A 23,283-nucleotide genomic window follows, 5' to 3' on the forward strand; every position below is an offset into this window, starting at 1 on the left:
AGGAGCGTAGCGATGCGTTCACATGGACACGAGCAGGAACACGGACATGGGCAGTGCGGGCCCGGCCATCGAGGCCGGGGGGAGTCCGCGGGGCGGCGCGGGGCCTTCGGGCCGTTCGGGCCGAACTTCGGGCCGCCGTTCGGCGGGCCCTTCGGAAGCGGCGGCCGGGGCCGAGGTGGAGGCAGGGGCAGGGCGCGGCGCGGTGATGTGCGCGCGTCGATCCTGGCCTTGCTGAAGGACCGGCCGATGCACGGTTACGAGATGATCCAGGAGATCGGCGAGCGCAGCGGAGGCGCCTGGCGCCCCAGCCCCGGTTCGGTCTACCCGACCCTCCAGCTTCTGGAGGACGAAGGGCTCATCGCCAGCCGGAGCGAGGGGGGCAAGAACCTCTTCACGCTCACCGAGGCCGGTCGCGCCGAGGCCGAATCCGGGCCCGAGGCGCCCTGGGAAGAGGCCGGGCGCGGTGTCGACTGGGAGACGATGAACGAGATCCGGCAGGCCGGCTTCGGTCTGATGGAGGCGTTCGGGCAGGTCTGGAAGACCGGCTCCACCGACCAGCGGCAGAAGGCCCTCGCCGTCATCAACGACGCCCGTAAGAAGCTCTATCTGATCCTCGCCGACGAGGACTGAGCGATCAGGACCTGAGGGCGAGTACGGGCAACGGCCCGCCGGGCCCCGTGACGATCACCGAGACCGTCACGGGGCCCACTCATGTCCGGGCCGCCGGAAGCAGCCGCCAGAACTCCGCCGAGTCGAAACGGTCGCTCGCCCGGGGGTGCGGGCCCTCGTCGTGGCAGTGGAACGCGGCCCAGAAGACATCACCGCGCAGGGCGTCGGCGGGCGCGTACACGCGGTACACGTACTGCTGCCCGTCGACCGCGAGCAGGGCGACCATCCAGTACATCGGATCAGCTCCCGGCGGTCGTCGCGACATCGTTGTACGAGAGGGACGACGGGCCCGGCGTGACGGTTGCGTACATGGCGTACATGGCGTATATGGCGTGCGAGGCAAGGCGGCGCGCGCCGCGGAGGCGTGTCGATGCCCGATCTCATTCGCAAGGAGGAGAGGTCGTACTCCCGTGCCCAACTTCGGTGGGATGCTCGAATGCTTCCCGCCGGGGATGTTTTCGGGGCCGGTCGGCTGATGAGGTGGGAGGGTGCAGAGCCCTACCCCGTGGTTGCCCGAACAGTCCGATTCGACCGTTGTCTCCGCGGTGTCGATCCGCGCGGACATCGACGCCGGACTCTCCGCCGAGCTCGCGGCCGTCGTGTCGGGAGCCCGCAGGAGGGCGCATCGCGACGGTGACCGGCAGATCGACACCGCCCATCTCCTCCACTCGCTCCTCGAATCGGACTCCGAGGTGCGCGTCGCCTTCGACGGCGGGCCCCAGGTCGCCCGTGTCCTCGGCTATCTCGTCCAGCGGAGCATCGGCTACGGGCTGCGCTGGCAGGGGACGGTGGAGGACTCGGGCGCGGTCCCGGTCGTCTCCACACCCGCGGTCCCGGGCTGGTCGCCGTCGGCGGTCACCGTCATGGAGGGCGCCGTCGAACGCGCCCGACGGCGTGGCGAGCGGCAGGCCGGCGGTCTCGATCTGCTCACCGCCCTCGCCTCCGACCCCGCCTCTCGCGCCGTCGAGGTGCTGGAGCGCGCCGGGGTCGACGCGCGGGCGCTCACCGGCCGGATCGCCGACGCCTCCTACGGAGTGTGACCGTTCGCTCGGCGCAGAGTCATGGTCCGTCTCGACAGGCGTGAAAGCGGCGACGCTCCTGACGCCGACTGACATGATGTGTCCATGCACGCGTCTCAGGGGAGAAGCGTCGGCCTGGGACTCGCGCTCCTGTCGGCCTTCGCGTTCGGCGGATCAGGTGTCGCGGCCAAGCCGCTGATCGAGGCGGGGCTCGATCCGCTCCATGTGGTCTGGCTCCGGGTCGCCGGAGCCGCGCTCGTGATGCTGCCCCTCGCCTGGCGCCACCGCGATCTGGTCCGCCGCAGGCCCGCGTTGCTCGCGGGCTACGGGATGTTCGCCGTGGCGGGCGTGCAGGCCTTCTACTTCGCCTCTCTCTCCCGTATCCCCGTCGGTGTCGCGCTGCTCGTCGAGTACCTGGCGCCCGCGCTGGTACTGCTCTGGGTGCGCTTCGTCCGGCGCACGCCCGTCAGCCGCGCCGCCGCCGTCGGCGTCGTACTGGCCGTCGGCGGGCTCGCCTGTGTCGTGGAGGTGTGGGCCGGGCTCTCCTTCGAAGTGGTCGGGCTGCTGCTCGCGCTCGGCGCGGCCTGCTGCCAGGTCGGCTACTTCCTCCTGTCCGACCAGGGCGGCGACCCGTCGGCGGACCCGGCCGACGCCGTCGATCCGCTGGGTGTCATCGCGTACGGGCTGCTCATCGGCACAGCGGTTCTCACCGTCATCGCCCGGCCCTGGGGGATGGAGTGGTCTCTGCTGACCGGCAGCGCCGACATGGACGGGACGTCGGTCGCCGCGCCGCTGCTGCTCGGGTGGATCGTGCTCGTGGCGACCGTCCTCGCGTACGGCACCGGTGTGATCAGCGTACGAAGGCTCTCGCCGCAGGTGGCGGGGGTCGTCGCCTGTCTGGAGGCGGTCATCGCGACCGTGCTGGCCTGGGTCCTGCTGGGCGAGCATCTCTCGGCGCCGCAGATCCTGGGCGGTCTTGTGGTGCTTGTCGGCGCGTTCATCGCTCAGACGTCGACGCCGACGGCCCGGTCGGGGGGAGAGGGCGGGGGAGTGGGGCCGCACGTCGTCGGCGGTGTGCCCGAAGTGGTCGGTGAGGGCGACGGGTTGTCCGCCGGCCGGGGCGCCACATAGGGTGCCGATCATGCCGCAGACCGTACTTCCGCCTCCCGCCGCCTGAGCGCGGGCGGCCATCCGTTGACGTAGACCGGGCTCGGGCAGTCCCCGAGCGGTTCGTCGCTGCCCGCAAGACGGAGTGAGCGACCACCAAACCGTTCCGTACACGGAGAAGTCACGTGTCGATTTCCGTACCGTCCATCGCTGCCCCCGGCCTGTCCGCGGGCCGCGGCCTGTTCTACCTCGCCGTCGCCGGCGTCGCCTGGGGGACCGCCGGCGCCGCCGCCTCGCTGGTCTACCGCGTCAGCGACATCGGTCCGCTCTCCCTCTCCTTCTGGCGCTGCGTCGGCGGGCTCGTCCTGCTGCTCGGCGCGCTGGCGCTGCGCCGCAGGCGCGCGGCGCCGGGTCCGCTGCCCGAGACCGCCACCGAACCGCGCCGCCGCCGGCTGACCCGGATCCTCGTCACGGGCACCGGCCTCGCGGTCTTCCAGAGCGCGTACTTCGCCGCCGTCGAGGAGACCGGACTCGCCGTCGGCACCGTGGTCACCCTCGGCGCCGGCCCCGTGCTCATCGCGCTCGGCGCCCGGCTGACCATGGGCGAACGGCTCGGCGGCAGCGGTCTGATCGCCGTCCTCGGCGCTCTCGCCGGCCTCACCGTCCTGGTACTCGGCGGCGACGGGGCGACGGTACGCCCCCTGGGGATCGCCTACGCCGTGCTGGCCGCCGCCGGTTACGCGGCGATCACCCTGCTCACCCGTGCGCTCGGCCGCGACGGGGGCAGGGCCGACTCGCTCGCCACCACCGCCTGGGCCTTCGCCGTCGCGGCACTGTGCGTCGTGCCGCTCGCGGCGGGCGAAGGGCTCCTGCCGCACACGACCGAACCGGCCCAGGTGCTCTGGCTGTTGCTGTACGTCGCGGCGGTGCCGACGGCTCTCGCGTACGCCCTGTACTTCGCGGGCGCGGCCGTCGTACGCGCCGCGACGGTCTCCGTGATCATGCTCCTTGAGCCGGTGAGCGCGGCGGTCATCGCGGTCGCGTTGCTGGGGGAGCGCCTCACCGCCGCCACCGTGGTGGGGACACTGCTGCTGCTCGCCGCGGTGGTGGGGCTCGCCACCGCCGAGGCGCGCCTCGCGTCGGAGCGGCGGAAGGCGGACGTCCCCGCGTGACGCCGGCGCCCGGCGGGCGCTGAGCTTCCGTCCGTACCGCCGCGGCGCCCGCCGGGATCAGAGCACGGGTCGGGGTCAGAGCACGGAGAGATAGTCGGGGAGGCCGACCGCCGGGTCCAGGTCATCGGCCGGGACCGGTGTGCCGTGTCCGCGTACGAGGGGCACCACACCGGTCCAGTGGGGAAGCGACAGGTCCTCGGGGTCGTCCGTCGGGCCGCCGCCGCGGACCTTGGCGGAGACCTCGTCGAGATCCAGGCTCAGTACGGCGGTCGCCGCCAGCTCCTTCGCGTTGGCGGGCCGGGTGTCGTGGGAGCGGCCGGGCACCACCTGGTCGATCACGGCGTCGAGCGCGGAGCGCCGCTCGTCGAGGTCGGTCACCTGGTAGGCGGTGCCGTGCACCACGACGGAGCGGTAGTTGACCGAGTGGTGGAAGGCCGACCGCGTCAGCACCAGACCGTCGACATGGGTGACCGTCAGACAGACCGCGAGGCCCGGGTCCGCCGGGTCGCCGGCCATCCGCAGGGGCCGGGAGCCGGTCGATCCGTGGATGTACAGCCGTTCACCGACCCTGGCGTAGAGGGTGGGCAGGACCACGGGAGCGCCGTCGCGGATGAATCCCAGATGGCACAGATACGTCTCGTCGAGTATCCCGTGCACCAGCTCGCGGTCGTACGAGGCGCGTGCGACGGAGCGGGTGGGGACCGTGCGATCCGTGGGGCGGTAGGCGCCGGCGGCGCCGTGAGTGCCGGTGGTGACGGGTTCGGACATTGCCTGCTCCTATGTACTAGTGCATAATCTTCTTTGTGCTAGGAGAGTATCGGATCGCAGGGCGGCGCGCCGCCGAGATCGCGGAGAGCGTGGAGCGTGGAATCGGCGCCGGAGAGCTGGCGCCCGGCCAACCGCTGCCTCCCCTGAGGGAGTTGGCGCAAGGGCTGGGGGTCAATCCGAACACGGTGGCCGCCGCGTATCGCACGCTGCGCGACCGGGGTGTCATCGAGACGGCGGGCCGCAGGGGCAGCCGGGTGCGCGCACGGCCTTCGAGTACCTCACGCGGCTCGATCCGGGTCGACGCGCCCGCAGGCGTACGGGAGGTGTCGGACGGCAATCCGGATCCGGCGCTGCTGCCGCCGCTGCACGACGCGTTCGCGGTGGCGGCGCGGGAGCACGCGGAGCGTCCGGGGCGGTACGGGGACGCGGCCGTCCTCCCCGAGCTCGCGCGGCTCGCCCGCGCGGGGCTGGACGAGGACGGTGTGCCCGACGGGCCGGTCGCCGTCACCTCCGGCTCCCTGGACGCGATCGAGCGCGTACTCGCCGCCCATCTACGGCCCGGGGACGCCGTCGCCGTCGAGGACCCGGGCTGGGGCAGCCTGCTCGACCTCGTGCCCGCGCTGGGGCTGCGACCCCTGCCGATGGCGCTGGACGACGACGGGCCGCTGCCGGGCGGGATGGAGCGGGCGCTGCGGGCCGGGGCGCGGGCGGTCGTCGTCACCGACCGGGCGCAGAATCCGACGGGGGCCGTGGTGGGCGCGGCCCGCGCGCGGGAGCTGCGTACGGTACTGGCGGTCCATCCCCACGTACTCCTCATCGAGGACGACCACGGGCACCGGATCGTCGATGTGCCCCTGCATCCGCTGGCCGGGGTCACCGACAGCTGGGCGCTCGTCCGCTCGACGGCGAAGGCGTACGGCCCCGATCTGCGGCTCGCCGTGCTGACCGGGGACACCGTGACCGTCGACCGGGTGACGGGCCGTCAGCGGCTGGGGCCCGGCTGGGTGAGCAGGCTGCTGCAACGGGCGGTCGTTGAGCTGTGGTCGACGGACGCGGTCGACCCCCGACAGGTCGCGCGCGCGTACGGCGAACGGCGTGACGCCCTGGTGGCGGCGCTCGCCGAGCGGGGTGTCGAGGCGCACGGGCGGAGCGGGATGAACGTGTGGGTGCCGGTGGCCGAGGAGACCGGTGCGGTGGCGCGGCTGCTGCACGCGGGCTGGGCGGTCGCGCCCGGGGCGCGGTTCCGCCTCTCCGCCGGGCCGGGGGTACGGCTGACGGTGTCGGGCCTGACGCCCGACGACATCGAGGCGGTGGCCGACGCGGTGGCCGGCGCGGCGGGCGCCGCGCCGGCACGGAGCTACGGCTGATCGGCCGTGATCGGGGCGGGGGTTGGCGTCGGCGCCGCGGCCGAGTTCGTCGGCGCCGGTGACGGAGACTGTGTGGGCTCCGGCTTCGGACGGGACTTTCGCGCGGTGCGCGAGCCGCCGCCCCTGGTGCCGCCCCTGCTCTGGGTCAGCGCGGCGCCGACGAGCACGATGACCGCGCCGACCGGGGTGTTCCAGTGCAGCGGCTCGTCGAGAACCGCCACACCGGCGGCGGTCGCGATGACGGGGACGAAGTACGTGACCATCTGGCCGGTCGTCGGGCCCACTTCGGCGACCAGGCCGTACTGGATCAGCAGGGCGAGGCCCGTTCCCAGAACGCCGAGGGCGACCACGGCGAGCAGCGGCACCACCGGAAAGGACGTCGGCAGATCGGTGAACAGTGGTGTGACCACGGCCAGTTGGAGAGTGGCCATGAACAACTGCGCGCCGATGAGCGAGAGATGCGAGCTGCTGCTGTCCGCCAGGGTGCGGCGTACGTAGATCCAGCCGACCGCGTACGAGAGCGAGGCCAGCAGCGCCATGGCCGTGCCGCCGAAGTCCAGGCCCGAGAAGCCCTGCCAGGCGCCGAGCACGGTCAGTACGCCGATGAAGCCGAGGCCCAGGCCGCCGACCCGGCGCCGGGTGGGGCGGTCCTCGGAGAGCGCCACGAGCGACAGCAGCATGCCCCACAGGGGTGAGGTGGCGTTGCAGATGCCGGCGAGGGTCGACGGGATGCTCAGCTCGGCGTAGGAGAAGAGCGAGAACGGCACCGCGTTGAGGATCAGCGCGGCGACGGTGAGATGGCCCCAGGTGCGGAGCCCCCGGGGCAGCCGCTCGCGCCGTACCGCGATCGCCACGGCCAGGACGACCGTACCGAAGAACAGCCTGCCGAACGTCACCTGGAACGGCGCGAAGCCGTCCGTGCCCACCTTGATCAACAGAAAGCTGAACCCCCACACGAGCGAGAGCAGGCCGAACCGGACGCGCCAGTCGATGGCTCGACGGCCGGGCGGGAGAAGGGGCGACGTGGATCCGATGGGTCCAGGGCGCGGCGGGGTCGCTGTGGTCATACGGCAACGATGGGGGCCGTAACCTCTTAGGACAAGCGAGAATATCTCGACCCGTCTGCGTAGTATCGCTTACATGTTGAATCTGGAGAGGCTGCGGATCCTCGACGCGCTCGCCCGGCACGGCTCCGTGAGCGGCGCCGCTGACGGGCTCCATGTGACCACGTCGGCCGTCTCGCAGCAGATGGCCAAGCTGGAGCGGGAGGTCGGTCAGCAACTGCTGACCAAGCACGGGCGGGGCGTACGGCTCACCGACGCCGGACGGCTGCTCGCCGACCACTCCGCGCGGATCATCTCCCAGGTGGAACTCGCCCAGTCGGACATCGAGGCGCGCCGGGGCCAGGTGGCGGGCGAGGTACGGCTGTCGGCGTTCCCCACGGCGGCCCGGGGGCTGTTCCCCGTCGCGCTCGCCTCGCTGCGCAAGGCGCACCCGGATCTGCGGGTGAGCTCACGGGAGTTGGAGCCGGACGGCGCGATCGGCCAGGTCCTGCGGGGCGATATCGATGTCGCCGTCGTACTGGACTGGAACAACAAGCGGCTGCCGGTGCCCGGCGGGCTGACGACCGCGTCCCTGCTGGAGGATGTGGCCGATGTGGCGATGCCCGCCGGTCATCCACTGGCGGACCGGCCGGATGTCGAACTGGAGGAGTTCGCGCACGACTCGTGGGTGTCCTGGCCGACGGGCGAGTTCTGCCACGAGTGGCTGGTGTTCACGCTCCGCTCGAAGGGGATCGAGCCGCGCATCGAGCACATGGCCGGTGAGCAGCACACCCAACTGGAGCTGGTCGGGGCGGGGTTGGGGGTCTGTGTGGCGCCACGGCTGGGGCGCGGGCGGCTGCCCGACGGTGTGGTGGCCCTCCCCGTACGGCAGAAGACGCTCCGGCACATCTACGCGGTGTGGCGCACCGACGCCGACCGCCGCCCGTCGATCAGGGCGGCGGTCGAGGCGCTGGACGAAGCGGCGCGGGGGGTGAGGACCGCGGAGACGACAGGTCCTCGGGGCTGACCGTTCCTCCGGCGAAAGAATCTCGGAGGAGAGTTCCTTCGGGAGAATGTCCCTCGGAGGAAGGTCCCTCGGGGTCTGTCCGTCGGGCGGGGCTCCCTCAGGCGAGCGAGATCGAGTCACCTTCGACGGTGATCGAGGCCGCGCCCAGCGGCTTGCTCGCGGGGCCCTTTTTCACACTGCCGTCCGCCGCGCTGAACTGACTGCCGTGGCAGGGGCAGGTGATGGTGCCGTTGGAGATGTCGCCCACGGTGCAGCCGGAGTGGGTGCACACGGCGGAGAAGGCCTTGAAGTCACCGGCCGTCGGCTGCGTGACCACGACTCCCTTGTCCTCGAAGACCTTGCCGCCGCCCTCCGGGATGTCGGCGGTCTTGGCGAGGACCTCTCCCTTGCCGGCGGCCCCGCTGTCGCCGTTGGCGCCGTCCTCCGCCCCGCCCTCGCCCGCCGGCGTCTCCGCGGCGGAATCCGACGGCTCGTCGTCCGAGCCGCAGGCGACCAGCGCCGCGCCGAGGCCGACGGCGCCCGCCGCCGCCACGACCGTACGGCGTGCCACCGTCCGGCCCGTGGCCGTCCGCGCGGTGCCCTGCGTTCCCGTCATGTCTTCTCCCTGTCCCGTGCCCGGCTCCGGCGGCCGGTTCCTCCAGTGGGTACGCACCGGTGCGGCGCGGTGTTCAACCTCCGGAGAACTTTCTCAAAGTTTCAAGGACCACCGGGGGACATCGGACCGGCGTCGCCCAGGACGCGATCGGCCGCCGGGAGGTGGGCATCCTCCCAGGCAGGCCCTAGTCTCCCGCTCCGATTCCGGTGATCCCGGCGGCGACCGGTAGATGGTCGCTGCCGGTCGCGGGGAGGGTCCGGATGTGGGCCACCGTCGCCGAGCGGGCCATGACCTGGTCGATCCGGGCCACTGGGAAGGCGGTGGGGAAGCTGAGGGCGAAGCCCCGTTCGGCCACGGTCATCCGTGAGGTCAGCGGGGCGAGACCGCGGTCGTCCACCGTGCCGTTGAGGTCGCCCAGCAGGATCACCGGGCCCACCTTCTCGGCGGCGAGCGCCTCGCCGAGCAGGCCGGCGCTCTCGTCGCGCGCGGACGAGGCGAGTCCGCCCGCCCCGAAGCGGACCGACGGCAGGTGCGCCACGTACACGGCGGTCTCACCGTGCGGCGTGCCGACCACGGTCCGCAGCCCGCGGTCCCACCCCTCCGGGATCCCCCGGGGCCTGATGTCCAGCAGCCGCGTGCCGGACAGCGGATGCCTGGACCAGAGACCGACGGTGCCTCTGACCGCGTGGTACGGGTAGTCGGGGGCGAGCGTCCTCTCGTACGCCGCCAGCGCCGGGGGCGTGAGCTCCTCCAGCGCGATGAGGTCGGGCTCGGCCTCCGCCAGGGCGCGGGCGGTGCCCGCCGGGTCGGTGTTCGTGTCGCTGACGTTGTGCTGCACCACGACCAGGTCGTACGCGTCGGCCTCCGCGCCGGCGGGCAGGAGCAGCCCGCCGAAGAGATACGTCCAGGCCGCCACCGGCAGTACCAGGGCCACCAGTGCGAGGACCGAGCGGCGCAGCAACGCCAGGACGAGCACCGGCACGGCCACAAGGCCGAGCCACGGCAGAAACGTCTCCAGCGAACTGCCCAGCCGACCGGGGGAGTTGGGCACCCATCGATGGAACGCCAGCAGCGCTGCCGTCAGCACCGCGAGCGCGGCGAGCACCCGCCCCCGCTCCCGGCTCCACGCCGCCCGCCTCCCCGGCCGGACCGGCCGGAGCGACCGCACCCTGGCCCAGGCCGACCGCCCCGGCGCGTCCGACGTCTTAGCGCCGTCCTCCCGTACCCGCTCCACCATGGCTTCCCATCCGCTTGACCGTGCTGATCAAGACGAACGATCGGGCGGATCAGTTTCACCCGGCTGGGAGAGGACCGGGGCCGGGGGAGTCCAGCGGCGGTTGCGAGGCACGGCGGAGAGGCCGTACTCCTTCCTCAGCTGCTCCGGGATGGCGTAGTGCATGACCCGCCCACGCGTGAGCGAGGAGAGTTCGAGGACGGTGGTGAGATGGCCGAGGCGGTCCAGTGCCCACGCCCCGAACGGTGAGCGGTCCTCGACGGTCTCCAGCAGATTCAGCAGGATCGGCACCGCCTTGACGAGGGTGTCCCAGGGGGTGCGGGGCACCTCCAGCCAGTCGGCGCTCGTGTCCCCGACCAGATGGCGGATGAGCGCGGACACGACGGGGTCGAGAAGGGTCCCGGGCACCACTTCCTCGTACAGGTCGATCAACTGCCCTGTGAGCTCCGCCCCTTCGGGGCTCGGGCCCATGTGGCGCGCCATGTACAGGTCCGAGAAGTGGCGCGCCTCCTCCAGGTCGGCGGGCGCGTGCTCCTGGTCGACACCGAGCATGGCGCCGACCACCCGCCAAGCGTAGAAGTACGACTCCGCGCCCTCCTGGCTCATATGGATACCGAGGCGGTGCAGGGCGTCCAGGACCTGGATCGAGAACATCATCTGCCCGCCGATCATGTCCTCCTGGCAGATCGGGGTCCCCAGACCGGCCACGTCCCAGCGCCCCTCGCGGGCCAGATGGTGGCGGATGGACGCGTGCAGGAGCCGGACCTTCTGGGCGGCGGGGATGAACCGGCTGCCCGACTCGAAGGCGTTCGGCTGCATCAGATAGACGGTGAACTGCCCGGTCTCCGCCATCCGCTTCGACGGGTACTTGAGCGAGTGGGTCGCCGACAGCAGCTTCGCGATGTGCGGCACGACGTAACAGGCGGGCATGGAGGCGAAGGAGAGCGCGGTGGAGATGTGCACGTTGTTGTCGATGAAGAACATCCGCGCCCTCTCCATCTCGTCCCAGTCCACCCAGTCCGGCGGCCCGGAGGTCTGGTTCAGATACTCCCGGGCCACCTCCGGCAGCCCGTCGGGCAGTTGCTGTCCGACGGTGGAGACGTACCGCATCAGGGAGTTGAACTTGCCGACCTCGCCCCGCTCGAAGAGAGTCGCGACGGTGGCGTCGGCCAGTTCGTCGCCGGAGAGGCGCAGGGCGTCGAGGGAGTCTTCGGTGTAGGCCACGGACGAACCTTTCGAGAGCGGGAGTTGGGGGGCTCAAGATCCGGCGGCAGGCGGAGTCGTAAGGCCGCGCTCGTGCCTGCCCGTGCCGGTCAGTCCGGTCGGCTGGTGGCGGCGGTGGCCAGCCCGGTCAGCGAACGGTGGGCGGTCCGGGGCAGACCGGCCCCGCCCAGGGCGCCCACCGCGACCTCGACCCTCTCGGTGATCATGGACTCGACGCGGTCGCGGGCGCCGGTGCGCTCCACGACCGCGCGCACCCGTCCCAACTGATCGGCGGTGAGGGTACGGCGGCCGATCAGGCTCTTCAGCTCGCGCCGCTCGGCGGGTGTGGCCGCCTCCTGGGCGAGGGCGATGAGGGCGGTGGGACGGGCGGTGGAGACGTCGTCGGTGTTCGACTTGCCGGTGGTCGCGGGGTCGCCGAACAGACCGATGAGGTCGTCCCGCAGCTGGAACGCCTCGCCCAGCGGGAGGCCGTAGTCGGTGAACACCTCCCGCAGGGCGGGATCGGCGCCGGCGAGTGCGGCGCCGATGTGCAGCGGATGCTCCACGGTGTACTTGGCCGTCTTGTAGCGGATCACCTTCAGCGATCGCCGTACGTCGGGCGTGCCGCCGGTGTGCAGGAGCTCCAGCGCCTCCCCGGCGATCAACTCCCGTGCCAGCACCGCCCACAGGCCGCGGGCCTGGGCGAGATAGGCCCCGGGCAGCCCGCAGCCGGTGAACATCTGCCCGGCCCAGGCCATCAGCAGATCTCCGGCCAGCATCGCCATCGACCGGGCCCGTTCCTTGGGGCGCTTCCCCTCGGTGAACGCCTCGCGCAGCGCCAGGTGCGCGGTCGGCAGGCCGTGCCGCAGACGGCTGTCGTCGATGATGTCGTCGTGGACCACGGCGGCGGCGTGGACGAGTTCCATGCTCGCCGCCGCCCGTACCATCGCGTCGCTGTCGGGCCGGCCCGCCGCGCGCCAGCCCCAGTAGCAGAAGGCCGACCGGAGTCGTTTGCCCCGGGCGGTCACCGCCGTCAGGACGTCGACGAGGGGGGCCAGTTCGGCGTCCAGGGCGAGGAGCGCCTCGGCCTCCGGCGCCACGAACCGTGCGAGCTCCCGGTCCACGCGGGACTTGAGCGTGTTCCTGTCGGTCGGCTCGGTCCGGTCGGTGTGCTGGGTTCCCTCTGTCCGCTCTGCTCCCTCTGTCCGCGTGGACGGCTCAGGCACCGGGACCACCGGGACCACCGTCGGCCGCGGAGGCCGCCCGGTGCTGTGCGTGCCGCGCGAGCACCTCCATGTGCGCCTCACCCCCCGTGCCGAAGAGGCCGGGGCCCGTCGGATCGGTGCCCGTGCCGGGACCGGAGGCGCCGGTGCGGTCCATGGCCAGCCGGCCGCGCGCCCGGAGATCCTCCCTGCCCTGGGCGGCCAGCGCGCCGATGTCCGAGCGGCTCAGCAGACCCCCCGCGGCCTTGAGGGCCGACCCGCAGGTGCTCAGCGCCAGATCGGCCAGGCCGGCCAGCAGCAGGACCGGATGGCCGCCGCCCTCACCCTCCTGATGGACGTCATTCGGTACACGCACGGTCTCCACCCCTCTGCCGATGGCCGGTCACGTGCGTGCCCGCCCCTGACAGCAGAGTGCCTGGCAGGCGTCGGGGACACGCGCCGGATACCCGATCAAGTGATCACTCGTTCAGGTGTCCGGCGGGGGTCGATTCCGGTGTCCGTGCCGTCCGGGCCTACGTTCCCCGTCAGCTCACATACGGGTCCGGTACGTCCCCGGGGCGCGCCAGGAACGCGAAGTCGCATCCCGTGTCGGCCTGGGTGATCTGCTCCTCGTAGAGGGCGCCGTAGCCACGCGGGTAACGGGCGGGCGGGGGCGACCAGTCGGCGCGGCGAACGGCCAACTCCTCGTCGGTCACGTGGAGATGCAGGCTCCGCGCCTCGACGTCGAGGGTGATGAGGTCGCCGGTACGGACCAGTGCGAGGGGCCCGCCGACGTACGACTCGGGAGCGATGTGCAGCACGCACGCGCCGTAACTCGTGCCGCTCATACGGGCGTCGGAGAGCCGGACCATGTCCCGTACGCCCTGTTTCAAGAGGTGGTCGGGGAGGGGGAGCATGCCGTACTCGGGCATACCGGGGCCGCCCCTGGGACCGGCGTTGCGCAGGACCAGCACATGGTCGGCGGTGACGGCGAGCGCCGGATCGTCGATGGTGCGTTGCAGCTCGCGGTAGTCGTCGAAGACGACGGCGGGCCCGGTGTGGCGGAGCAGCCGGGGTTCGGCGGCGATGTGCTTGATGACGGCGCCGTCCGGGCAGATGTTGCCGCGCAGCACGGCGACGCCGCCCTCGTCGGCGAGGGGGTTGTCGCGTTCGCGGATGACATCGCTGTTGTGGACCTGGGCGCCTGCGAGTTGTTCGCGCAGGGTGTCGTGCGTGACGGTGGGCCGGTCCAGATGCAGGACGTCGGTCAGCCGGGAGAGGAAGCCGGGCAGTCCGCCGGCGAAGTGGAAGTCCTCCATCAAGTACCTGCCGCCGGGCCTCAGATCGGCGAGTACGGGCACGGTGCGGGCGACGCGGTCGAAGTCGTCGAGGGTGAGGGAGACGCCGGAGCGGCCGGCCATCGCGATGAGATGGATGACGGCGTTGGTGGAGCCGCCGAGCGCGAGGACGGTGGCGACGGCGTCCTCGTACGCCTCGGCTGTGAGGATCTCGGAGAGTCTGCGGCCGCGCCGGACGAGGTCCACGACGCGGCGTCCGGACTCGGCCGCCATCCGTTCGTGTCCGGAGTCGACGGCCGGGATGGAGGAGGCTCCCGGAACGGTGACGCCCAGTGCCTCGGCGGCGGCCGTGAGCGTCGACGCGGTGCCCATGGTCATGCAGTGGCCGGGGGAGCGGGCGAGGCCGTTCTCCAGTTCGGCCAGTTCGCGGTCGCCGATGAGTCCGGCGCGTCTGTCGTCCCAGTACTTCCACATGTCGGTGCCCGAGCCGAGGACCTCGTCGCGCCAGTGACCGGGGAGCATCGGCCCGGCGGGCACGAAGAGGGCCGGCAGGTCGGCGGAGGCGGCGCCCATCAGCAGCGCGGGTGTGGTCTTGTCGCAGCCGCCCATCAGGACGGCGCCGTCGACGGGGTAGGACCGGAGCAGCTCCTCGGTCTCCATCGCCAGCATGTTGCGGTAGAGCATCGGCGTCGGCTTCTGGAACGTCTCCGAGAGCGTCGACACCGGGAACTCCAGCGGGAATCCGCCCGCCTGCCAGACGCCGCGCTTGACGGCCTGGGCGCGTTCGCGCAGATGGACGTGGCAGGGGTTGATGTCGGACCAGGTGTTGAGGATCGCGATGACCGGCTTGCCGAGGTGCTCCTCGGGGAGGTAGCCGAGCTGGCGGGTGCGGGCGCGGTGGCTGAAGGAGCGCAGCCCCGAGGAGATGCCGCTGCCGTACCACTGGTGGCTGCGCAGGGACTCGGGGGCGACCTGCCCCTCGGGGACGTCGCCGGACGCCTCGCCGGCGGTCTCTGGGGCGGTCATGCCGGCCAGCCCGCGATGAGGGCGGCCACCTCGGCGCGTACCGCCTCGGGCAGTACATGACTCGGCGGGCGTACGTCGCGACGGCAGTGCCCCAGCGCGGCCAGCGCCTCCTTGACGACCGTCACGTTGTCGGCGGAGCGCCGGGCCGCGCGCAGCTCCTCGAAGGGCCGGATCCGCTCGAAGACCGCCATGGCGGAGGCGTGGTCGCCGGCGCGCAGCGCCTCCAGCATTTCCAGCGAGAGCGCCGGGGCGACGTTGACGAGGCCCGAGGTGAAGCCGGTGGCGCCGACCGCGAAGTACGAGGGCGCGTACATCTCGGCCAGGCCCGCCACCCAGACGAACCGTTCCAGGCCCGCGTCCCGGGCGAAGGCCGCGAAACGCGCGGCGTCCGGCACCGCGTACTTCACGCCGACGACGTTGGGGCACAGCTCGCCCAGCTCCGCCAGGGTCTCACCGGTCAGCTCCGGATCGCGGACGTACGGGACGACTCCCAGCTCCGGCACCGCGTCGGCGATACGGCGGTGGTAGTCGATCCAGCCGTCCTGTGACACGTACGGATGGACCGGCTGATGGACCATCACCATCGAGGCGCCGACCCGCCGGGCGTGCTCGGCCGACGCGACGGCGGTCGGCACCTCCAGGCCGACACCGGCCAGGACGCAGGCCCGTCCGGCGGCCTCCTCGACGGTCGTCTCGGTGACCGCCCGGCGCTCGTCGGGGGTGAGGGCGTAGTACTCACCGGTGTTGCCGTTCGGGGTGAGGGTGCGTACGCCGCCGTCGATCAGCCTCCGTAGGAGGGCGCGATGGGCCGTGGTGTCGACGGTGTCGTCGGCGGTGAACGGTGTGACGGGGATCGCCACGACGTCGGCGAGCGCGTTCCGCGCCGCGTCGAGACCTCGGCCTGTCATAGCTGGTCTCCCTCGGGGAACGCCCTCCGTACGAAGGAGGCGATGTGTTCGCGCAGGGCGAGCACGGCGCCCGCCGCGTCACCGGCCAGCGCGAGACGCAGGATCTCCCGGTGCTCCTCGGCCTCCCCTTCCCAGGAGGGGTGGGCGGCCCACGCGACGGTGGAGACGAGAGCGGCCTGGTCGCGTACCTCGTCGAGCATCCGGACCAGCAGCGGGTTGCCGCAGGAGACGTACAGCGCGCGGTGGAACTCCCGGTTGGCGAGGGACCGTTCGGCCCGGTCCACCGCGTTGTCCGCCCTCACCAGCGCGTCGCGGGCGGCGTCCAGGGAGGCGCGCCGGGCGAGTGAGCGCCGCAGGGCCTCGGGTTCGAGCAACAGCCGTACGTCGTAGACCTCATGGGCCATGGCCGCGTCGACGGCGCGCACCGTGACGCCCTTGAACTGGCTCAGCACGACGAGGCCGGTACCGGCGAGCGTCTTGAGCGCCTCGCGCACCGGGGTCTTCGACACCCCGAACCGCGCGGCGAGTTCGGTCTCGACCAGGGCCTGACCGGGGGACAGATCACCGGTCAGGATGCTGTGTCTGATCGCGTCCAGCACGAACTGGGTGCGGGAGGGGATCGGGCTCGGAGCGAAGGCCATGGGAGCTGCTCCCACCTCTCGCGTCTCATATATGACGTATGAAGTACGACGCGACGACGTTACGACCGCTCGGATGCCTCGTCAACGCTTCACACGGAACCCGTCGGCGGCGTGCGTGATCACCACGTCCGCCAGGCCGCCGTCCCCTGCCGCGGAGCGGGCCCCAGCCGCCGTACGAGACGGTCCCATTCCCCAACGGGCGCCTGGTCTCGACCTGTTCGCGGCCCTATCACCCGGCTAGGGTGAGAAAGTGAACCCGCTGTCGAGAAGCTCGCCGCGACCGATCCGTGAAGACGACCGAGACATGGCCGTGCGGCGCCTGCGGGAGGCGTACGCCGAAGGGCACATCACCCACGAGGAGTTGGACGGACGCCTCGGCTGTTGACCACCCGGCACGGGGTGTGGGGGTGTCCGCGGAACCAGTCCTGGAGCACCCGCACGTCCAGCGGCTCGCCGCCGAAGACCACCAGACGCACCGCGAGCTCGGCGGAGCCGCGGAGATCGGCCTCCTTGAGGACGGCGAACGCGGACGGGGTCTGGTTCAGGACGGTGGACGTGGAAGTCCTCCTGGTTGCGGGCGACGAAGTACGGGACCACGACCAGGTGCCCGCCGGTCAGCAGCGCGCCCCAGATTTCCCACACCGAGAAGTCGAACGCGCTGGAGTGGAAGAGCGCCCAGGTGTCCTCCGGCCCCAGTCCGAGATCGGTGGTGGTCGCCGTGAGGCGCGCGCCGACGTTGCGGTGCGGCACCGTGACACCCTTGGGCCGCCCCGTGGAGCCGGACGTGTAGATGACGTAGGCGATGTCGTCCGCGCCGACGCCCGGGTCGGCGATCGGCTCACCGCCCGTACGGGACAACTCGCCCCGGTGCGGCACGGTCACCCCCTCCACCGCCGGGAAGTCCGCCCCGGAGGAGAGGACCACCCGGGTGCCGGCGTCGGTCACCGTGTGGACCAGCCGTTCCGCCGGATACGTGACATCCATCGGGACATAGGCGGCACCGGTCTTGAGCACACCCAGCAGCGCGATCACCAGATCGGCCTCACCGGCGAGGCACACACCGACCCGGTCCCCCGGCGCCACCCCCCCCGGTCGCGCAGAGCGCCGGCGACGGACAGCGCGTCCAGTTCCGCGTAGCTGAGCGTGCGGTCCGGATCGGTGAGCGCGGGGGCGTCAGACCGGGCGGCGGCCATCTCGCGGAACAGCTCGTGGAGGGGCGCGGCCACCGCTTCGCTCTTGGCCGGGGTGCGCCCGGCGGCGATGACGGCGGCGGACTGATCGTCGTCCATCGGCGCGATGTCACCGACCCGGGCCCCGGCCGGAGCGCCGGCCAGCGTTTCCACGAGACGGTCGACGTACCCGGCGAACTGCCGGGCGACCACCGGGTCCAGCACACCCTCGTCGTAGTGCAGGGCCCCGCCTGCCGTCCGCGCCGTACTCCCACGCCAGTGTCACGGGAAAGGCGGGTGTGAGGACGGGCCGGTAGTCGTTACCGGTGCGCGCCTCGGTCAGCAGGACACCGACCGCGGGCATCCCGGACGGCGGCCCGCCGCCCGGGGCGCCAGCCTGGGCCGCGGTGTCGAGCAGATCGGGAACGAGCGTGGCGTCCTCCACCGGGAGCGCCACCGCGCGCAGGGCGTCCGCGGTCTCCGGGCCCCCGCGCGCGAACTCGGCGCGCTCCGTACGGCCGTAACGGGCCAGGGCGACCGCGGTGGCCGCCACCGGTACGGCCGGTACCGCGTCGGCCACGACCGCCGTGGCGGTCAGTACGACCGTGCCGGCCGCGCCCGCCCCGGCCGGGTCCCCGAGGACCCACGGGAGATCGGGCCCGCCGAGCGAGGGGCTCGCGTCGACCGCCGGTTCGCGCAGCGCCAGGGGATGTGAGTTGCCTCCAGACGGGACTTCCGGACGGCTCGGAAGTGTCCTTGGGGGCAGATGGACGGTGGATGTCGAACCGTGTCGAATACCGGCCGGCACGACGTGGAGAATTCGATCGGGAATTGTCTGCCCTCGTTCCGGCGTGAGTGCGGTCGCCGCCCGACGGGATTCGGCCGGGCCGGACTCTTCCGACCTCTCTCCGCCCGGGAGACCGGCCTTTGCGGGCCATCGCGCGGGCCGTAATCAACTGGGATGATATCTCACGGTCTTGACGGGAGGAGATTGGCCCAACCAGCATTCGAGAAGGCCCGTCCACGGGTCGCCGCTCGGCGCCATCGTGGCACAGAAAACCGGCCGGATACAGGCCCGGACCGACGGCAGGGAGCCGATATTCCGACGTCCTTGCGGCGTCGGCGGTCGGGTCCTAGCGTGGCGTCAGATTCCGGGGTGGCCGTGGATGCCGGGTGTCCTGTCGACAGGACAAGTCCGACCCGTGAACACGCGTCGAGCTCTCGCGATTTCCCATTCCGAGGCACAACCCCCGTGACGATTAAGGATGGTGGCAGTGAGCACGAACCCTTTCGATGACGAGGACGGCCGCTTCTACGTCGTGGTCAACGACGAGAACCAGCATTCCCTGTGGCCCGTGTTCTCGGAGGTCCCCGCGGGCTGGCGGGTGGTTTTCGGTGAGGCGGCCAGGGCCGAGTGCCTGGAGTACGTCGAGCGGAACTGGACCGACATGCGTCCGAAGAGCCTCCAGGAGGCCATGGCGGCGGACTGAGGGCCGTCGGGTCGACGCGCCGGAACCGTCGGCACCGCTCGCGACCGGCGGTGCCGACCTGGAAGGCCGTACGGCAGGCGCCCGCGGGACACCGCCGCGGTAGGCGGCATTCCGGTTCACGGTCGCCGGAGGCCGGCGGGCGCCCGCCGGCGGGGAGCCGCGGAGCGCGTGAGCGGGCTGATTCGAGCGGACACGCCGGGTTCGAAGAGCAAGCAATGAGGGAGCGTCCCGTGAGCACTGGGAGCGGTTACCAGGCGAGGCAGCCGGGAACCGGCGGTGAGGTCGCACAACGCGACGTGGGTCCGCCCTTCGTCGAGAACCAGGCGAAGGTGCAGAAGGCGGGGATGGCCTTCCCGCGGAATCTGTCGGACCAGACCCTGCGCAACTACGCCTGGGTGGGGCGGCGGTTCGAGCACCACCGCAGGCGGGACACCCTCAGCTTCGCGCACCACGCCGAGGTCACCCGTCTGTCGCCACCGGAGCAGGACCTCTGGCTGGGCAAGGCCGAAGCGCAGAAGTGGTCCCGCAACGAACTCCGCAGGGCGGTCCGCGCCGGTCCGACCGAGCAGCGCCACGAGCCCGAGATCCCCTCAAGTCGCGTCGATCAGAGCAACGAGGCCCCGAGCCGGCGGGCGCTGACGAGCCCTGGGACAACTACTCGAAAGTGGCCGCCGAGCACGGTCTGCCCGGCCCGCACCAGGAAAAGGGCTCCCACGGACAGAGGGCTCCCACGAATTCGGAGCGGAAGATCACCGGCCGAAGATGCGAACAGCGCATCGCAAATCACGCCATGCCAGCGGGAGGATCATCTATGAGTGTCCGTGAACACGAGACGTACGACGTGGTCGGAATCGGGTTCGGTCCGTCAAACCTGTCGCTCGCCATCGCCCTGGAGGAGTATCGGGCGAATGGTCCGGAGAAGGAGATCAGCACCCTCTTCCTGGAGCGTCAGTCCTCTTTCGGCTGGCACCGCAACATGCTGCTGCCGTCGGCGACCATGCAGATATCCTTTCTCAAGGATCTGGTCACCTTCCGGAATCCGACGTCGAAATTCAGCTTCATCTCGTATCTGCACGAGGCGGGGCGTCTTCCGCAGTTCGTCAACAACCAGGACTTCTTCCCTACGCGCCAGGAATTCCACCAGTACCTCGAATGGGCCCAGGCGCAGGTGGCCGACCGTATCGAGTACGGCGCGGAAGTGACATCGATCCGGCTTCCGCCGGGCGTCGATCCGGAGCAGGCGGACCGACTGCTCCTGGAGGTGTCGGACGCCACCGGCCGGGGCACCCGCGTGGTCGAGGCACGGAACGTGATGATCTCGACGGGCCTGGTCCCGAGCATGCCCGAGGGCACCGAGCGTGACGAACGGGTCTGGCACAGCTCGGAGTTCCTGGAGAAGTACCACCGGATGGACCCCGAGGAGCTGCGCCGGGTGGCGGTGGTCGGGGCCGGCCAGAGCGCCGCCGAGATCACCAGGTTTCTGTACGACGAACTTCCGCACGCGCAGGTGTACTCGGTCATCCCGTCCTACGGCTACTCCGTCGCGGACGACACTCCCTTCGCCAATCAGATCTTCGACCCCGGGGCCGTCGACGACTACTACTTCGGCACCGACCAGACGCGGGAGGCGTTCTGGCGGTACCACCGCAACACGAACTACTCGGTCGTCGACGACGAGGTGATCCGGGACCTCTACCGCCGTGCGTACGACGACGAGGTACGAGGTCTCAGACGCCTTCAGTTCCTCAATCTGACGCGGGTCACCAGTGTGAAGCGCGCCGGCGCCGAGACGCGCGTCTCGCTCCAGGTCGGCCCCGACGGAGAGGTGCGCGAACTCGAATTCGACGCCCTCGTCTGCGCGACCGGCTACAGCACCATGAAACCCACGGCCCTGCTCGGCGACCTCGACCGTTTCTGTCTGCGCGACGAGGCGGGCCAGTACCGGGTGGAGCGGGACTACCGCGTCGTCACCGCCCCCGACATGCGATGTGGCATCTATCTTCAGGGCGGTACCGAACACACCCACGGTCTGACCTCCTCGCTGCTGTCGAACATCGCCGTACGGAGCGGCGAGATAGCCGAATCGGTCGCCGCCCGGTTCCGGCAGCGCGACGCCGGGCGAGCGGTCCCCGCGGCGGCCGGGAGCGAGATCCGCTGAACCCGCACACAAGGAATGGCGGGACCGGCGCCGCTCGCATGACGCCCGGTCCCGCCCGTGGTTTCCCTGGTTTCGATTCACCCCTTCTCGCCGGGACGTCGAAGGGCCGGGGAATGCTCGACTGAGGAGTCCGGTGGAAGACCTGTGGGTACGCCGCTTCCGCGATGACGACGGGTGCGGGACCAAACTCGTCTGCTTCCCCCATGCCGGCGGGTGGGCGAGCGCCTACCCGCGCCTGGCCCCCGGGGCTGCCCTCGGACGTCGGCGTACTCGCCGTCCGGCACCCGGGCCGGGAGGACCGGCTCGACGATCCGTTCGCGACCGTGCTGGAGGCCCTCGCCAACGACATAGCCGACGCGCTCGGCGGGCTGACACGGCATCGGCCGCTCGACTGCCCGGTGTACGGCTACACCGGCGACGACGACCATGACGTGAGCCCCGAGCGGATGAGCCGCTGGGCGGACATGACGCACGGCGCCTTCCGGCTCCGGGTACTGCCCGGTGGGCACTTCTACCTCAGACCCGAGGAAGCCGCGCTGCCGGCGGATCTGAGCGACGTACTGGTGAGCCTCAAGTCCCCTACAAAGGGGACGTCTTGAGTGTGTGTCAGACCGTGCGGTCGTGTGTGGGGGACGCGGGCCCCGGAGAGCGGGGGGTTTCCTCTCCAGGGCCCGCCAGGACGGCACCGACGAACCGAGGGGGACGGCATCGGTACCGCGATCGTGGCCGGCGCTGAGCCGGTGGAGCCGTCAGCTGTGGGAATCGAACGCCGACGTCGTCATGGGGTGACCGGCGGCCCGAGCGGCGCGGACGGACATCGCGCGGTGGCCACCGTTGCGCTCCGCCGCAGCGGCGGCCGGAATCTCGCGCCCTGGTTGTCCGGTCGGGCGGCGCATCGGTGGTGTCATCATGGCATCGCTTTGGCGCTCGTGCAAGCCTCGCGCACGTGAACCACCGGCGGGCGGCCGTGTGTTGCGGCCCCGCGCCGCGCCGGTGCCCGGCGGGCCGGAACCGGACTCACTCCGGGTCGGAACGCCTCAGCACGACGTCGCCGACCACCGTCCGGGCCTGGACGCTCACGACGTTGTCGGCCCCTTCGCACGCCTCCAGCAGCGAGAGGGACGTGTAGACCGTCCCCGCGGCGGAGTCCAGAGACAGCCGAGCCTCACTGGTCCCGGCCACACCCACCCTGATGCTGCCGAACGTGCTGGCGGTGACCACGGAGCCCTGCACCACCTCGTCGACGTCGATGTCCCCGTGGGTCGTCCGGGCCTCCACGCCGGTGTGCGCCCGGCCTATCCTGATGGCCCCCCGCTCCGTGTCCAGGCGGGCGACACCCCGCACCTCTCCCACAGTGGCGTCCCCTCTGCCCTTCGCGCCGATCGTGGCCCCGCCCTCGACGAGCCCCAGGTGAACGTCGCCGCAGTCCGCCGTGACCTCGGCGGTGCCGGTCACACGGTCGACGGTGATGTCACCGAGAGCGGCGGTCAGCCGCACGCTGCCGGCACGTTGGAGTCTGATCTGCCCCAAGCCCGTACTGAGCCGGCACTCGCCCAGCTCTCCCACTCCGAGGAAGTCGGCCGCCAGACCCTCGCCGTGCACGCCGGAGCCGGTCGGCACGGCCATCGTCAGGATCACGGCGCCGCCGTCTCCGCCGGGCTCCGGGACGTTCACCCGCACCGTACGGTCGGCGAAATCGATGTGCAGCCGCTGGGAGGCCCGCACATCGTCCTGGTCGTCGCTGTCGCGCGGCCGGGTCTCCGCCGTCGTGTCGGCGCGGTCGCTCGCCACGATCCGGACCTCGCCGAACACCAGGTTGAGCACCACCTGGACCGGAAAGGGTGTGTCGAACGTCGGCATGACCGGCCGCCTTCGGGATGACTGCGGCCACCGCTCTCGTACAACGGGGGCCCGAACGACATGGGTTCGCGCTCGTCGCGGTGGCCGTCTCCTGACCCCGGGACGTACGCCGGCGGAGTGCGGGACCGTAACGCGGAGGGTGGAGGCGGCCTACGGTCCGGGACGGGATTCTCCGCTGACGTCATGTAGCGCCACATTAGCGCCATTGTGAGGCGCCCGGGCCGGGGAGAACCCGTAGGGCGAGGCGGCAGCGATCGGAATCGGACATCGGCGTACGGCAGCCGGTGGAATCCGAGACGGACGTCCCCGCGCGGGAAGAAGGGGCCG

At 71.6% G+C, this 23,283-nt stretch carries 23 protein-coding genes and 2 pseudogenes; 11 read left to right on the plus strand and 14 right to left on the minus strand.

Translation table 11 applies throughout. The features are described from left to right. Window positions 1-12: 12 nt before the first annotated feature. The gene (locus ACFWU9_RS23590) at window positions 13-630 is read left to right on the plus strand and encodes a PadR family transcriptional regulator (protein WP_384321489.1); all 618 of its coding nucleotides are present in this window, start codon (window positions 13-15) and stop codon (window positions 628-630) included. Window positions 631-709: 79 nt separating this feature from the next. Here ACFWU9_RS23590 and ACFWU9_RS23595 read toward each other — a convergent pair whose 3' ends face one another. Then, window positions 710-904 carry a hypothetical protein gene (locus tag ACFWU9_RS23595; RefSeq protein ID WP_384321491.1) on the minus strand — a complete coding sequence of 65 codons (195 nt, stop codon included), beginning with the start codon at window positions 902-904 and terminating at the stop codon, window positions 710-712. A gap of 253 nt (window positions 905-1,157) precedes the next feature. Between ACFWU9_RS23595 and ACFWU9_RS23600 the strand changes: the two genes are divergently transcribed. The 3 genes from ACFWU9_RS23600 to ACFWU9_RS23610 all read left to right on the plus strand — a co-directional run bounded on the left by ACFWU9_RS23600 (window position 1,158) and on the right by ACFWU9_RS23610 (window position 3,967). Continuing rightward, window positions 1,158-1,709: a Clp protease N-terminal domain-containing protein gene (locus tag ACFWU9_RS23600; protein WP_384321493.1), complete on the plus strand. Its 552-nt coding sequence runs from the start codon at window positions 1,158-1,160 to the stop codon at window positions 1,707-1,709. Between the two features lie 84 nt (window positions 1,710-1,793). Further along, the gene (locus tag ACFWU9_RS23605; RefSeq protein WP_384321495.1) at window positions 1,794-2,819 is read left to right on the plus strand and encodes a DMT family transporter; all 1,026 of its coding nucleotides are present in this window, start codon (window positions 1,794-1,796) and stop codon (window positions 2,817-2,819) included. Between the two features lie 167 nt (window positions 2,820-2,986). After that, window positions 2,987-3,967, plus strand: a complete 981-nt coding sequence (locus ACFWU9_RS23610; protein ID WP_384321646.1) for a DMT family transporter — start codon at window positions 2,987-2,989, stop codon at window positions 3,965-3,967. A gap of 75 nt (window positions 3,968-4,042) precedes the next feature. Here the strand turns inward: ACFWU9_RS23610 and ACFWU9_RS23615 are convergent, their stop codons facing one another. After that, entirely contained in the window at window positions 4,043-4,735 is a 693-nt protein-coding gene (locus ACFWU9_RS23615; RefSeq protein ID WP_384321497.1) for a pyridoxamine 5'-phosphate oxidase family protein, read from the minus strand. A gap of 35 nt (window positions 4,736-4,770) precedes the next feature. On the opposite strand from ACFWU9_RS23615, the gene ACFWU9_RS23620 reads away from it, so the two are divergent. Then, the gene (locus ACFWU9_RS23620; protein WP_384321499.1) at window positions 4,771-6,102 is read left to right on the plus strand and encodes an aminotransferase class I/II-fold pyridoxal phosphate-dependent enzyme; all 1,332 of its coding nucleotides are present in this window, start codon (window positions 4,771-4,773) and stop codon (window positions 6,100-6,102) included. Here the strand turns inward: ACFWU9_RS23620 and ACFWU9_RS23625 are convergent. Next, entirely contained in the window at window positions 6,093-7,169 is a 1,077-nt protein-coding gene (locus tag ACFWU9_RS23625) for a DMT family transporter (RefSeq protein ID WP_384321501.1), read from the minus strand. The genes ACFWU9_RS23620 and ACFWU9_RS23625 overlap by 10 nt on opposite strands. 73 nt (window positions 7,170-7,242) lie before the next feature. On the opposite strand from ACFWU9_RS23625, the gene ACFWU9_RS23630 reads away from it, so the two are divergent. Next, complete coding sequence (locus ACFWU9_RS23630; RefSeq protein WP_384321503.1) at window positions 7,243-8,172, plus strand: LysR substrate-binding domain-containing protein; 930 nt, start codon at window positions 7,243-7,245, stop codon at window positions 8,170-8,172. A 97-nt stretch (window positions 8,173-8,269) separates the two neighbouring features. Here ACFWU9_RS23630 and ACFWU9_RS23635 read toward each other — a convergent pair whose 3' ends face one another. The 8 genes from ACFWU9_RS23635 to ACFWU9_RS23670 form a co-directional block, all read right to left on the minus strand. Beyond that, window positions 8,270-8,767, minus strand: coding sequence for a Rieske (2Fe-2S) protein (locus ACFWU9_RS23635; protein ID WP_384321505.1), 498 nt, complete (start codon window positions 8,765-8,767; stop codon window positions 8,270-8,272). Between the two features lie 184 nt (window positions 8,768-8,951). Continuing rightward, window positions 8,952-9,872 (minus strand): endonuclease/exonuclease/phosphatase family protein, encoded by a 921-nt coding sequence (locus ACFWU9_RS23640; protein WP_384321648.1) that lies wholly within the window; start codon window positions 9,870-9,872, stop codon window positions 8,952-8,954. Between the two features lie 159 nt (window positions 9,873-10,031). Then, entirely contained in the window at window positions 10,032-11,225 is a 1,194-nt protein-coding gene (locus tag ACFWU9_RS23645; RefSeq protein ID WP_384321507.1) for an oxygenase MpaB family protein, read from the minus strand. An 89-nt stretch (window positions 11,226-11,314) separates the two neighbouring features. Beyond that, window positions 11,315-12,328: a polyprenyl synthetase family protein gene (locus ACFWU9_RS23650; RefSeq protein WP_384321509.1), complete on the minus strand. Its 1,014-nt coding sequence runs from the start codon at window positions 12,326-12,328 to the stop codon at window positions 11,315-11,317. Window positions 12,329-12,422: 94 nt separating this feature from the next. Further along, window positions 12,423-12,782 carry a hypothetical protein gene (locus ACFWU9_RS23655; RefSeq protein ID WP_384321511.1) on the minus strand — a complete coding sequence of 120 codons (360 nt, stop codon included), beginning with the start codon at window positions 12,780-12,782 and terminating at the stop codon, window positions 12,423-12,425. Window positions 12,783-12,951: 169 nt separating this feature from the next. Continuing rightward, the gene (gene araD / locus ACFWU9_RS23660) at window positions 12,952-14,730 is read right to left on the minus strand and encodes an L-arabinonate dehydratase (protein ID WP_384321514.1); all 1,779 of its coding nucleotides are present in this window, start codon (window positions 14,728-14,730) and stop codon (window positions 12,952-12,954) included. Next, entirely contained in the window at window positions 14,727-15,638 is a 912-nt protein-coding gene (locus ACFWU9_RS23665; protein WP_384321516.1) for a dihydrodipicolinate synthase family protein, read from the minus strand. Before ACFWU9_RS23665 ends, araD begins: the two co-directional genes overlap by 4 nt. Next, a complete protein-coding gene (locus tag ACFWU9_RS23670; RefSeq protein WP_384321518.1) occupies window positions 15,635-16,279 on the minus strand; it encodes a GntR family transcriptional regulator in 645 nt (214 codons plus the stop codon). Before ACFWU9_RS23670 ends, ACFWU9_RS23665 begins: the two co-directional genes overlap by 4 nt. Window positions 16,280-16,529: 250 nt before the next feature. Between ACFWU9_RS23670 and ACFWU9_RS23675 the strand changes: the two are divergent. Then, window positions 16,530-16,655, plus strand: a pseudogene (locus tag ACFWU9_RS23675) (DUF1707 domain-containing protein); the annotation flags it as partial. A gap of 236 nt (window positions 16,656-16,891) precedes the next feature. On the opposite strand, the pseudogene ACFWU9_RS23680 reads toward ACFWU9_RS23675, so the two are convergent. Further along, window positions 16,892-17,362 (minus strand): annotated as a pseudogene (locus tag ACFWU9_RS23680) (AMP-binding protein); the annotation flags it as partial. Then, window positions 17,308-17,673, minus strand: coding sequence for a hypothetical protein (locus tag ACFWU9_RS23685; protein WP_384321520.1), 366 nt, complete (start codon window positions 17,671-17,673; stop codon window positions 17,308-17,310). The pseudogene ACFWU9_RS23680 and the gene ACFWU9_RS23685, both read right to left, overlap by 55 nt. Before the next feature lie 1,040 nt (window positions 17,674-18,713). Here ACFWU9_RS23685 and ACFWU9_RS23690 point away from each other — a divergent pair. The 4 genes from ACFWU9_RS23690 (at window position 18,714) to ACFWU9_RS23705 (ending at window position 21,695) form a co-directional block, all read left to right on the plus strand. Then, window positions 18,714-18,938: an MbtH family protein gene (locus tag ACFWU9_RS23690; RefSeq protein WP_384321521.1), complete on the plus strand. Its 225-nt coding sequence runs from the start codon at window positions 18,714-18,716 to the stop codon at window positions 18,936-18,938. A gap of 230 nt (window positions 18,939-19,168) precedes the next feature. Next, on the plus strand, window positions 19,169-19,753 hold the full coding sequence (locus ACFWU9_RS23695) for a hypothetical protein (protein WP_384321523.1): 585 nt from the start codon (window positions 19,169-19,171) through the stop codon (window positions 19,751-19,753). Then, window positions 19,750-21,096 (plus strand): lysine N(6)-hydroxylase/L-ornithine N(5)-oxygenase family protein, encoded by a 1,347-nt coding sequence (locus ACFWU9_RS23700; protein WP_384321525.1) that lies wholly within the window; start codon window positions 19,750-19,752, stop codon window positions 21,094-21,096. The genes ACFWU9_RS23695 and ACFWU9_RS23700 overlap by 4 nt, the downstream gene beginning before the upstream one ends. A 203-nt stretch (window positions 21,097-21,299) precedes the next feature. Then, window positions 21,300-21,695, plus strand: coding sequence for a thioesterase II family protein (locus ACFWU9_RS23705; RefSeq protein ID WP_384321527.1), 396 nt, complete (start codon window positions 21,300-21,302; stop codon window positions 21,693-21,695). A gap of 418 nt (window positions 21,696-22,113) precedes the next feature. On the opposite strand, the gene ACFWU9_RS23710 is transcribed toward ACFWU9_RS23705, so the two are convergent. Next, complete coding sequence (locus tag ACFWU9_RS23710; RefSeq protein ID WP_384321529.1) at window positions 22,114-22,956, minus strand: DUF4097 family beta strand repeat-containing protein; 843 nt, start codon at window positions 22,954-22,956, stop codon at window positions 22,114-22,116. Between the last annotated feature and the right edge of the window lie 327 nt (window positions 22,957-23,283).

It is taken from the genome of Streptomyces sp. NPDC058653, assembly GCF_042716895.1.
Lineage (GTDB): Bacteria > Actinomycetota > Actinomycetes > Streptomycetales > Streptomycetaceae > Streptomyces.

What these genes read in the sequence shown, in the direction of transcription:
- ACFWU9_RS23625 (WP_384321501.1), bottom strand. Translation starts at nt 7,169, where the DNA reads ATGACCACAGCGACCCCGCCGCGCCCTGGACCCATCGGATCCACGTCG.
- ACFWU9_RS23635 (WP_384321505.1), bottom strand. Translation starts at nt 8,767, where the DNA reads ATGACGGGAACGCAGGGCACCGCGCGGACGGCCACGGGCCGGACGGTG.
- ACFWU9_RS23590 (WP_384321489.1), top strand. Translation starts at nt 13, where the DNA reads ATGCGTTCACATGGACACGAGCAGGAACACGGACATGGGCAGTGCGGG.
- ACFWU9_RS23670 (WP_384321518.1), bottom strand. Translation starts at nt 16,279, where the DNA reads ATGGCCTTCGCTCCGAGCCCGATCCCCTCCCGCACCCAGTTCGTGCTG.
- ACFWU9_RS23690 (WP_384321521.1), top strand. Translation starts at nt 18,714, where the DNA reads ATGGTGGCAGTGAGCACGAACCCTTTCGATGACGAGGACGGCCGCTTC.
- ACFWU9_RS23615 (WP_384321497.1), bottom strand. Translation starts at nt 4,735, where the DNA reads ATGTCCGAACCCGTCACCACCGGCACTCACGGCGCCGCCGGCGCCTAC.
- ACFWU9_RS23665 (WP_384321516.1), bottom strand. Translation starts at nt 15,638, where the DNA reads ATGACAGGCCGAGGTCTCGACGCGGCGCGGAACGCGCTCGCCGACGTC.
- araD (WP_384321514.1), bottom strand. Translation starts at nt 14,730, where the DNA reads ATGACCGCCCCAGAGACCGCCGGCGAGGCGTCCGGCGACGTCCCCGAG.
- ACFWU9_RS23605 (WP_384321495.1), top strand. Translation starts at nt 1,794, where the DNA reads ATGCACGCGTCTCAGGGGAGAAGCGTCGGCCTGGGACTCGCGCTCCTG.
- ACFWU9_RS23595 (WP_384321491.1), bottom strand. Translation starts at nt 904, where the DNA reads ATGTACTGGATGGTCGCCCTGCTCGCGGTCGACGGGCAGCAGTACGTG.
- ACFWU9_RS23705 (WP_384321527.1), top strand. Translation starts at nt 21,300, where the DNA reads ATGCCGGCGGGTGGGCGAGCGCCTACCCGCGCCTGGCCCCCGGGGCTG.
- ACFWU9_RS23630 (WP_384321503.1), top strand. Translation starts at nt 7,243, where the DNA reads ATGTTGAATCTGGAGAGGCTGCGGATCCTCGACGCGCTCGCCCGGCAC.
- ACFWU9_RS23700 (WP_384321525.1), top strand. Translation starts at nt 19,750, where the DNA reads ATGAGTGTCCGTGAACACGAGACGTACGACGTGGTCGGAATCGGGTTC.
- ACFWU9_RS23710 (WP_384321529.1), bottom strand. Translation starts at nt 22,956, where the DNA reads ATGCCGACGTTCGACACACCCTTTCCGGTCCAGGTGGTGCTCAACCTG.